Genomic DNA, 9,312 nt, shown 5'->3' on the forward strand with positions numbered 1-9,312 from the left:
CGTTTTGGCCTCAGGCCTCTCCAGGGCGATTGCCGGTGCGGACCGCCCGCCTGCTCAACGCGTGGCCGCGGGCTCCATGCCCGTGCTGCGCACGATCGGGGCGGCCGCTGGCGATGCCAGGAAGCGGATCAGATGGCGCGCGGCATCCGCGTTCTGCGCGCCCTCGGCCACGCCAGCCGAGAAGAACACGCGCTGCTGCACGGCGTCCGGCAAGGGGCCGACGAATTCCAGCTCCTTGAACGGCAGCAATTCGCTCACCTGCTGAAAGCCCAGCTCCGCATCGCCCCGCAGCACCACCGCGCCGACGCGTTCGCTGTAGATCCTGGTGGCCTTGGTCTTCATCGCCTCGGCCACGCCCAGGCGCGGGAACAGTTCGTTGACCAGGTAGGTGCCGCTGGCGCTGGCGGAATAGGCGACCGATTGGGCCTGGAGCAGCGTCTGCTTGAGGGCCTCGGGGCTGCTGATGTCCGGCTTGGGCGTGCCTTTGCGCACGCTCATCCCGATCATGGAACGGGCCAGGTCGACGCGGCTGCCCGCTTGCACCTTGCCCTGCGCCGTCAATTCGTCCAGCCCCGAATCGGCCAGGATCACGATGTCGAACTGCTCGCCCCGCGCCATGCGGCTGGGGATGGAGTCGGGCGCGTTGCCGAGCGATGCGCCACGCGCCGTGACGACCGTGTGGCCGGTGGCCTGCTCGTACAGCGGCACCAGCTGGTCGTAGGCGGCCGAGAAGCCGCCGGAGGTGACCACGCGGATCTCCGCGGCCTGGGCAGCGGGCGGCGCGGCGCCTCCCAGGGCCAGCCCCAGGCCCAGGGCGGTGCCCAGCAGGGTGCGCAGCACGCGGCGCCGGGCGTTGCTGGGCATGGCCGTGGTGGGGGCCGGTGTGAGCGGGAGGTTGAGCGGCATGTCCTTTGTCTCCTGATTTTTTGGGGGGAATGCGTCCGGCCTGCCGTCTCAGTCGGCGGTGATCTTGCGTTCGCGGATGATGCGGCCCCACTTGGCGTGCTCCGCCGCGATGAATTGGCCGAGTTCTTCGCGGCCCGTGGGGCTGGCGGTCTGTCCGTGCTTGAGCAGGTTGTCGCGCACCTCCGGCGTGTTGAGCACCTTGACGATCTCGGTGTTCCAGCGGTCCAGCAGGGGCTTGGGCGTCTTGGCCGAGGCCACGAAGGCATACCAGTTGGTGGCGTTGAAGCCCGGGTAGGTCTCCGCCACGGTGGGCACGTTGGGCAGGTAGGCCGGGCGGGTCAGGCCAGTGGTCGCCAGGGGAATGAGCTTGCCCGATTCGATGTGGGGCAGGGCCGAGGGCGGTGCCGCGTAGAACGCGGTGACCCGCCCGCCCAGCACGTCCTGCAGCGCCGGGGCGCCCCCTTTGTAGGGAACGTGCAGCGTGTCGATCTTCGCCACGTCGTTGAGCAGTTCTCCCGCCAGATGCGCGGCCGAGCCCGGGCCGGTGGAGGCGTAGTCCAGCTTGCCGGGCTCGCGCTTGGCTTTGGCCACGAATTCGCCGAGCGATTTGATGCCGGTGCTGGCGGGCACCACCAGCACATTCGGGAAGGCCACGCCCATCGAGATGGGCGCCAGGTCCTTGAGCGGGTCGTACGCCACCTTCATGAAATGGGGCGCGATGCTCAGCGGCCCGATGGAGCCGAACAGCAGCATGGACCCGTCCGACGGGCCGTTGGCCACCTGGGCATGGGCCAGGTTGCCCCCGGCCCCCGGCTTGTTGTCCACCACCACGCTCTGGCCGATGTTCTCGCCCAGCTTCTTGGCGATGATGCGGGCGGCGATGTCGGCCGAGCCACCTGCGGCGAAGCCGACCACGAGGGTCACCGGCTTCTTGGGCGGAAAGTCCTGCGCCTGGGCGGTGCTGGCGAGGGGGAAGCTGGCGGCCAGGAAGGCTGCCGCGATGAGGGGGCGTCGTTGCATGGGGTATGTCTCCGGGAAAGCGCCGCCGGGTCGTTGGCCCGGCGATCAAGGGCGCATCGTAGGAGGGGCACAATGATCCGTAAATTGCAATTTACGAAACGACTGTTGCATGCGAAGCATCAAATTCGACCTCAAGGAACTGCAGGCCTTCGTGGTCACCGCGGACCAGTCCAGCTTCCGCGTGGCGGCCGAGATCCTGTGCCTGTCCGCCCCGGCCTTGAGCCGGCGGGTGGAACGGCTGGAATCCGCGCTCGGTGCCCGGCTGCTGGAGCGGACCACCCGCACGGTGGAGCTGACCGCCATGGGCCAGGAGTTCCTGCACGAGGCGCGCATGGCATTGACCGGGCTGGACGAGGCGGTTCAGCGCTTCGGCGACCAGGTGCAGTTGCGCCGGGGCCGCGTGACCATTGCCTGCGTGCCGTCCGTGGCCAACCACCTGCTTCCGCGGGCGCTCCAGTCCTTCGCGCAGGCGATGCCCGATGTGCAGGTGCACGTGATCGACGAGAACGCCCAGCAGGTGCTGGAAGCCGTGGCCCGCGGCGAGGCGGACTTCGGCCTGAGCTTCACTGGTACCCAGGAGTCGGCGCTGCTGTTCCAGCCGCTGCTGCGCGAACGCTACGTGCTGGCCATGCCGCGCAGCCATGCCTGGGCGCAGCGCAGCGAGGTGCGTTGGGAGGAACTGGCCGGCCAGCGGCTGGTGTCGGTCTCCAGCCGCAGCAGCAACCGCCTGCTGCTGGACCAGGCCATGGCGGAACTGCCGAATCCTCCCGTCGCCTGGTACGAATGCAACCATGTGACCGGCGCGCTGGCCCTGGTCGAGGCCGGTTTGGGGCTGGCGGCCTTGCCGCAGCTGGCGCTGGCGCCCGCGCATTCCCAGGTGTGCGGTGTGCCGCTGACCGGACCCGACCTGTGGCGCACCCTGGGACTGCTGCAGCGGCGCTCGCGGGAGCTCAGTCCGGTGGCCGAGGCCCTGCGGCAGCGCCTGCTGCAGATGCATGCCGTGGTCTGACGCAGCCGGTTGAATTCGAAGGGCAGGGGCGTTGACGGCCGGCGCGCATCCGCCGCCCTGATGGCATGGTGCAAGGCCTGCTCAAGCCCCTGCCGAACCCGGCGCCAGCCGCGCGGCCAGCAGGTTGGCCGTGTAACGCAGCCGGTCGATGTCCGCATCGGCACGAACGCCGCGGCTGAAGCAGCACAACGTGCCATACACCGCCCCGCCGGACAGGCGCACCGGCGTGCTCAGATGGGTGCCGATGGGGAACCCCGGGTCCGGCGCCTTGCCGGACGCGATGTAGGGCGCGGCATCTTCCATCCGTTCCGGCAGTCGGCCTTCGACCACCCGTTGGCACCAGCTTTCTTCGACCGGGTCGGAGAGGCCGGCTTGAATCGGCGCGAAATCGGGTGCGCTGTCCACGGCCATGATGGTGCGGTGGTCTTCCGTGAGCTGGGACACGAAGGCCACGTCCATGCCCAGCCGCGTGCGCAGCAGTTTCAGCACCTCCGGGACGGCGGCAGGAAGTTCAGGGTCGGCGGAGTCGCTGGTGGCGACCAGCAGCTCCGAAATCTTGACGTCGAGGTCGTCGGGGTCGTAGTCCAAAAGCATGCCTGTCAGTCTAAAGGCAGAGCCTGCGTGCGGCGGAGCACAGGGCCGAATGACACCATCGGCTTGAGAATTATTCTCATATACTGTGCTGCAGCCAGCCAGGCGCCAACCCGTGGGGTGCGGCGCTCCGAGCCAGCGCTTTCGTTTCCCAAATGATCCAGGTCTGCGCCCGTTCGCATGGCGCATCCGCTGTCCGGTCCATGGATGGTGGATTCGGCGTGCGGTGTCGTTGGCCCCCCGGGCCGCAAGCTGCCCGCGGTGTGGCTGGCCTGGTCTGTTGCAATTCCGAAGGAGGCTTGACCATGGCTGCCGATGCACCGTGCCCGGACACTGAAAACCCCACCGACGAGGAATACCGCCTGCCCTGCACCGAGGCGCTGCTGGCCAGCACGATGGCGCTCATGACGGGACACGCGCACACCGCCGAGGCCCCGTATCGCGATGCCATGGCCCGCAAGATCATCGTGAACCTGCAGGCCCTGTCGCAGATGCCGGGGCTGACCTCGCACTTTCGCACCATGCTGCGCAGCCTGCAGACCCACTGGACCCCGGGGCCGGAGCGACAGGCGGCAGCGCAAGAAAACCGCGACCCCGAGCCCCGCCCCCAGGCCCTGTGGCACGCGGCACCGGAGGCGGTGCAGTAGGCCAGCGGTCCTGCCGCACCTTTGGCAGAACTGGGCCGGACCTCGGGCCTCTTCGACTCAGCCGGCCACCTTGATCGCCAGGATCGCCAAGCCAAGCAGAACGAGCACCACGGGCAGAACGCGGGCCCGTGGCCGGGAGGCCTTCGCCGCGATGGCGATCTGGACCACTGCGACAAGGGCAAAGATCGCACCCGCCGCCACGATGGCATTGCCCGACCCGTTTTCGATGGCGTTGGCGGGAATGGACGGGTCCATCCCGTGCATGACGTCGTATGGATTTCGTGGCAGAAGCGCCATGATCAGCAGGCCCAGGATGGACGCTGCATGCAGGCTGATCCGCAAAGGTTTGTTCATGGGTTGCGGATGCATTTTTACCTTTGGCGAAATCGCCGCGATTCAATACACCAGCCGCTCGGGACGCACTTCCTGCAGGATGGTCGTGGCGATTTCCTCGATGCTCTTGGTGGTCGTGGACAGCCAGCGGATGCCCGCGCGCCGCATCATCGCCTCGGCCTCGGACACCTCGTTGCGGCAGTTGTCCAGCGCCGCGTACCGGGAGTTGGGGCGCCGTTCGTTGCGGATCTGCGAAAGCCGCTCGGGCTGGATCGTCAGCCCGAAGATCTTCTTGCGGTGCGGCTCCAGCGCCGGGGGCAGCTGGCGCCGCTCGAAGTCCTCGGGAATCAGCGGATAGTTGGCCACCTTCAGGCCGCACTGCATGGCCAGGTACAGGCTGGTGGGGGTCTTGCCGCTGCGCGACACGCCCACCAGGATCACGTCGGCGCCGGCCAGGTCGCGGTGGCTCTGGCCGTCGTCGTGGTCCAGGCTGAAGTTGATCGCCTCGATGCGGTCGGTGTATTCCTTGCTCAGGCTCACGTCCGAAAAACGCCCCACGCGGTGGTGCGACTTGGTGCCCAGCTCGGTCTCCAGCGGCCGGATGAAGGTGCCGAACATGTCCAGCAGCATGCCCTTGCAGCCTTCCTGGATGACGCGCAGCACGCCCATGTTGACCAAGGTGGTGAAGACGATGGGCTTCTTGCCCTCCACGTCCGCCGTGTGGTTGATCTGCCGCACGGCCTGGTGCGCCTTGTCCTCGGTGTCGATGAAGGGCAGGCGCACGTGGCGCGGCTTCATGTCGAACTGGGCCAGGATGGCGTTGCCGAAGGTTTCGGCCGTGATGCCGGTGCCGTCGGAGATGAAGAAAACGGTGCGCGTGTGCATGGGCAGGGGTTCCGAAGAAGGGGGACGATCCGTCAGCCCGCCGCCAGCGCGGCCGCGCAGGGCAAGCCTACAATGGCGCCCATTATCCAAATTCTCACCATGCACCCCGGCGGCCCACAACCACAACACCAAAGCCGAACGCCGTGCATGGGCGCTCGCCCGCGATTGCTCCCCCGGAGCGCAGGCGCAGACCCAGTTTCAACTTCTGGAGCTATCCCATGTCTGCACTCTTCAACGCGACCGCCCTGGTCGTTCCGTTTGAAAACCTGAGAATGACCGACGTCGAGTCGGTGGGCGGCAAAAACGCCTCCCTCGGCGAGATGATCTCCCAGCTGCCCCAGGGCGTTCGCGTTCCCACGGGCTTTGCCACCACCGCCCACGCGTTCCGCCAGTTCCTCGCCCACGACGGCCTGGCCGACAAGATCAGCAAGCGCCTCGCCGCGCTGGACACCGAAGACGTGCGCGCCCTGGCCGCTGCCGGCGCCGAGATCCGTGCCATGGTCGAGGCCCAGCCGTTCCCGGCCGACCTGCAGCAGGCGATCGCCGAAGCCTTCGCAAAACTGTCCGAAGGCAACCCCCAGGCGAGCTTCGCCGTGCGTTCGTCCGCCACGGCGGAAGACCTGCCCGACGCCTCGTTCGCGGGCCAGCAGGAAACCTTCCTCAACGTGGTCGGCATCGACGACGTGCTGCACAAGATGAAGGAGGTGTTCGCCTCCCTGTACAACGACCGCGCCATCAGCTACCGCGTGCACAAGGGCTTCGCGCACGACGTGGTCGCCCTGTCGGCCGGCGTGCAGCGCATGGTGCGCTCCGACCTGGGCGCGGCGGGCGTGATGTTCACCATCGACACCGAGTCCGGCTTCGAAGAGGTGGTCTTCATCACCAGCAGCTACGGCCTGGGCGAGACGGTGGTGCAGGGCGCCGTGAACCCCGACGAGTTCTATGTGCACAAGCCCATGCTCCAGGCGGGCAACAAGGCCGTGATCCGCCGCAACCTGGGCTCCAAGCTGGTGCAGATGGTCTTCGCCTCGGCCGAGGAGAAGGCCGCCACCGGCAAGCTGGTCAAGACGGTGGACGTGGCGACCGAGCAGCGCAACCGCTTCTCCCTGTCCGATGCCGACGTGGAGCAACTGGCCCATTACGCCCTGGTGATCGAGCAGCACTATGGCCGCCCAATGGACATCGAATGGGGCAAGGACGGCACCGACGGCCTGCTCTACATCCTGCAGGCCCGTCCCGAGACGGTGAAGAGCCAGTCCAAGGGCCAGGCCGAGCAGCGCTTCAAGCTGAAAGGCACGGGCACCGTGCTGGCGGAGGGCCGCGCCATCGGCCAGAAGATCGGCACCGGCCCCGTGCGCCTGGTGAGCGACATCGCCGAAATGGACAAGGTGCAGCCCGGCGACGTGCTGGTCACCGACATGACCGATCCCAACTGGGAGCCCGTGATGAAGCGCGCGAGCGCCATCGTCACCAACCGCGGCGGGCGCACCTGCCACGCGGCCATCATCGCGCGTGAACTGGGCATCCCCGCCGTGGTGGGCTGCGGCGACGCCACCAGCCTGCTCAAGGACGGCACGCTGGTGACGGTGAGCTGCGCCGAGGGCGACACCGGCAAGATCTACGACGGCCTGCTCGAAACCGAAGTGACCGAGGTGCAGCGCGGCGAAATGCCCAAGATCGGCACCAAGATCATGATGAACGTGGGCAACCCGCAGCTGGCCTTCGACTTCTGCCAGCTGCCCAACGACGGCGTGGGCCTGGCCCGGCTGGAGTTCATCATCAACAACAACATCGGCGTGCACCCCAAGGCCATCCTGGACTATCCGGCCGTCGATGCCGACCTGAAGAAGGCCGTGGAATCGGTGGCGCGCGGCCATGCCTCGCCCCGTGCGTTCTACGTGGACAAGGTGGCCGAGGGCGTGGCCACCATCGCCGCCGCCTTCTGGCCCAAGCCGGTGATCGTGCGCCTGTCGGATTTCAAGTCCAACGAGTACCGCAAGCTCATCGGCGGCAGCCGCTACGAGCCCGAGGAAGAAAACCCGATGCTGGGCTTCCGTGGCGCGGCGCGCTACATCAGCGCCGATTTCGGCGAGGCGTTCGCGATGGAGTGCGACGCCATCAAGCGCGTGCGCGGCGAGATGGGCCTGACCAACGTGCAGGTGATGGTGCCCTTCGTGCGCACGCTGGGCCAGGCCGACAAGGTCACCCAGCTGCTGGCCAAGCATGGCCTGAAGCGCGGCGAGGCCGAGCTGAAGGTCATCATGATGTGCGAGGTGCCCAGCAACGCCGTGCTGGCGGACGAGTTCCTGCAGTACTTCGATGGCTTCTCGATCGGCTCCAACGACCTGACCCAGCTCACGCTGGGGCTGGACCGCGACTCGGGGCTCGAGTTGCTCGCGCAGGACTTCGACGAGCGCGACCCCGCCGTGCTGTCCCTGCTGTCGCGTGCCATCGCCGCCTGCAAGGCCCAGGGCAAGTACGTGGGCATCTGCGGACAGGGCCCCAGCGACCACCCGGACTTCGCCGAGTGGCTGGCCAAGGAAGGCATCTCGTCGATCTCGCTCAACCCCGACAGCGTGATCGCCACCTGGCAGCAACTGGCCCGCTGACGGGCCCGGTCCGGCGACCATGCCCACGCGCCCATCGGCGATCGAGGAGCCCGGGGCCGGACATCCCTTTCCGCCCGACCTGCACGATGCCCGCCACCTCTGGCTGAAGGCGGGCCTGCTGCTGGCCTGGGCCGCGGTGTCCTTCGGGGCCTGCTACTTCGCCCGCGACCTGCAGTTCATGGTGGTGGGCGGCTGGCCGCTGGGGTACTGGATCGCGTCGCAGGGCGCGGTGCTGGTGTTCATCGGCATCGTGGCGATCTACTGCGCGGCGATGAACCATTTCGAGCGGCAGGACGCGAACGCGGTGGCCTTTGGCGCGGACACGCCGCCGTCCACCCCCGACGCGCCGGGCCCGGGCGCCCCCGGCAAGCCGCATGGCTGACGCGCAGCCGCAAGCCGCCTACGGCCGGCGGCTGCGCCGCATCCTCGCGCTCTACGTGGCCGGGGTGATCGCCTTCCTGGCCGTCATGGCCTGGGCAGAGCAGCGCGGCCTGTCGCGCCACTGGATCGGCCCCATCTTCCTGTTCCTGTCCGTCATGGTCTATGCGGCCATCGGCGTGTACGGGCGCACGACCGATGCCGACGAGTACTACGTCGCGGGGCGCCGCATTCCGCCCGTGTACAACGGCATGGCGGCGGCGGCCGACTGGATGAGCGCGGCCTCGTTCATCAGCCTGTCGGGCGCGCTGTACCTGCAAGGCTTCTCAGGCGTGCCGGGGCAGGCCGGCGGGCTGGCCTACCTGCTGGGCTGGACGGGCGGGTTCTGCCTCGTGGCGCTGCTGATCGCGCCGCACCTGCGGGCCATGAACCTCTACACCATCCCGGAGTTTTTTCAGGTGCGTTTCGGCGGGCGCTGGCCGCGCGTGATCGCAGCGCTCGCGGCCGTGCTGTGCTCGTTCACCTACGTGGTGGCGCAGATCTACGGCGTGGGCCTGATCGCCTCGCGGCTCACGGGCGTGCAGTTCGAGATCGGCATCATGCTGGGACTGGGCGGGGTGCTGCTGTGCTCCTTCCTGGGCGGCATGCGCGCCATCACCTGGACGCAGGTGGCGCAGTACGTGATGCTGCTGCTCGCGTTCCTCATTCCCGTCTCCTGGCTGGCCTACAAGCAGCTGGGCAATCCCCTGGCGCCGCTGGTGTACGGCACCCAGATCGGCAAGATCGCCGACATGGAGGCCCGGCTGCTCGCCGACCCCGCGGAGCGGCAGGTGGTTGCCGCCTACCAGGCGCGGGCCCAGGAGCTGCAGGCCCGGCTGCAGGATGTGGGCGCGGCGCTGGAGCGCGAGCGCGAAGCGGCCCGCCAGCGCATCCG

Annotated in this window: 10 protein-coding genes; 5 read left to right on the plus strand and 5 right to left on the minus strand. The window is 68.2% G+C overall.

Annotation, left to right across the window (positions count from 1 at the left end; genetic code table 11):
* Positions 1-54 precede the first annotated feature (54 nt).
* The gene (locus AC27KI_RS14770) at positions 55-906 is read right to left on the minus strand and encodes a substrate-binding domain-containing protein (RefSeq protein WP_487089891.1); all 852 of its coding nucleotides are present in this window, start codon (positions 904-906) and stop codon (positions 55-57) included.
* Positions 907-954: 48 nt separating this feature from the next.
* Positions 955-1,926: a Bug family tripartite tricarboxylate transporter substrate binding protein gene (locus AC27KI_RS14775; protein ID WP_487089890.1), complete on the minus strand. Its 972-nt coding sequence runs from the start codon at positions 1,924-1,926 to the stop codon at positions 955-957.
* Between the two features lie 109 nt (positions 1,927-2,035).
* Between AC27KI_RS14775 and AC27KI_RS14780 the strand changes: the two genes are divergently transcribed.
* On the plus strand, positions 2,036-2,935 hold the full coding sequence (locus AC27KI_RS14780; RefSeq protein ID WP_487114492.1) for a LysR substrate-binding domain-containing protein: 900 nt from the start codon (positions 2,036-2,038) through the stop codon (positions 2,933-2,935).
* An 81-nt stretch (positions 2,936-3,016) separates the two neighbouring features.
* On the opposite strand, the gene AC27KI_RS14785 is transcribed toward AC27KI_RS14780, so the two are convergent.
* Positions 3,017-3,529, minus strand: a complete 513-nt coding sequence (locus tag AC27KI_RS14785; RefSeq protein ID WP_317359707.1) for a GAF domain-containing protein — start codon at positions 3,527-3,529, stop codon at positions 3,017-3,019.
* A 302-nt stretch (positions 3,530-3,831) separates the two neighbouring features.
* Here AC27KI_RS14785 and AC27KI_RS14790 point away from each other — a divergent pair, with 302 nt between their 5' ends.
* Positions 3,832-4,173 carry a hypothetical protein gene (locus AC27KI_RS14790; RefSeq protein ID WP_284430170.1) on the plus strand — a complete coding sequence of 114 codons (342 nt, stop codon included), beginning with the start codon at positions 3,832-3,834 and terminating at the stop codon, positions 4,171-4,173.
* Positions 4,174-4,230: 57 nt separating this feature from the next.
* On the opposite strand, the gene AC27KI_RS14795 is transcribed toward AC27KI_RS14790, so the two are convergent.
* Together AC27KI_RS14795 and ppsR are read right to left on the minus strand one after the other, a co-directional pair.
* Complete coding sequence (locus tag AC27KI_RS14795; RefSeq protein ID WP_487089889.1) at positions 4,231-4,515, minus strand: hypothetical protein; 285 nt, start codon at positions 4,513-4,515, stop codon at positions 4,231-4,233.
* A gap of 54 nt (positions 4,516-4,569) precedes the next feature.
* Positions 4,570-5,391, minus strand: coding sequence for a posphoenolpyruvate synthetase regulatory kinase/phosphorylase PpsR (gene ppsR, locus AC27KI_RS14800; RefSeq protein ID WP_272568151.1), 822 nt, complete (start codon positions 5,389-5,391; stop codon positions 4,570-4,572).
* A 218-nt stretch (positions 5,392-5,609) separates the two neighbouring features.
* Between ppsR and ppsA the strand changes: the two genes are divergently transcribed.
* The 3 genes from ppsA to AC27KI_RS14815 form a co-directional block, all read left to right on the plus strand.
* Entirely contained in the window at positions 5,610-8,000 is a 2,391-nt protein-coding gene (gene ppsA, locus AC27KI_RS14805) for a phosphoenolpyruvate synthase (protein WP_317359715.1), read from the plus strand.
* Positions 8,001-8,019: 19 nt separating this feature from the next.
* Positions 8,020-8,382 (plus strand): DUF4212 domain-containing protein, encoded by a 363-nt coding sequence (locus tag AC27KI_RS14810; RefSeq protein ID WP_487089888.1) that lies wholly within the window; start codon positions 8,020-8,022, stop codon positions 8,380-8,382.
* Positions 8,375-9,312: sodium:solute symporter family transporter (locus AC27KI_RS14815; protein WP_487114494.1), on the plus strand; the 938-nt coding region annotated here is incomplete at its 3' end. The genes AC27KI_RS14810 and AC27KI_RS14815, both read left to right, overlap by 8 nt.

The sequence above is a fragment of the Acidovorax sp. KPB24-03 genome (genome assembly GCF_057546605.1).

Bases quoted from the DNA above. Each gene is read 5' to 3' on its own strand.
- ppsA (WP_317359715.1), top strand. From the start codon at position 5,610: ATGTCTGCACTCTTCAACGCGACCGCCCTGGTCGTTCCGTTTGAAAAC.
- AC27KI_RS14775 (WP_487089890.1), bottom strand. From the start codon at position 1,926: ATGCAACGACGCCCCCTCATCGCGGCAGCCTTCCTGGCCGCCAGCTTC.
- AC27KI_RS14810 (WP_487089888.1), top strand. From the start codon at position 8,020: ATGCCCACGCGCCCATCGGCGATCGAGGAGCCCGGGGCCGGACATCCC.
- AC27KI_RS14785 (WP_317359707.1), bottom strand. From the start codon at position 3,529: ATGCTTTTGGACTACGACCCCGACGACCTCGACGTCAAGATTTCGGAG.
- ppsR (WP_272568151.1), bottom strand. From the start codon at position 5,391: ATGCACACGCGCACCGTTTTCTTCATCTCCGACGGCACCGGCATCACG.
- AC27KI_RS14790 (WP_284430170.1), top strand. From the start codon at position 3,832: ATGGCTGCCGATGCACCGTGCCCGGACACTGAAAACCCCACCGACGAG.
- AC27KI_RS14770 (WP_487089891.1), bottom strand. From the start codon at position 906: ATGCCGCTCAACCTCCCGCTCACACCGGCCCCCACCACGGCCATGCCC.
- AC27KI_RS14780 (WP_487114492.1), top strand. From the start codon at position 2,036: ATGCGAAGCATCAAATTCGACCTCAAGGAACTGCAGGCCTTCGTGGTC.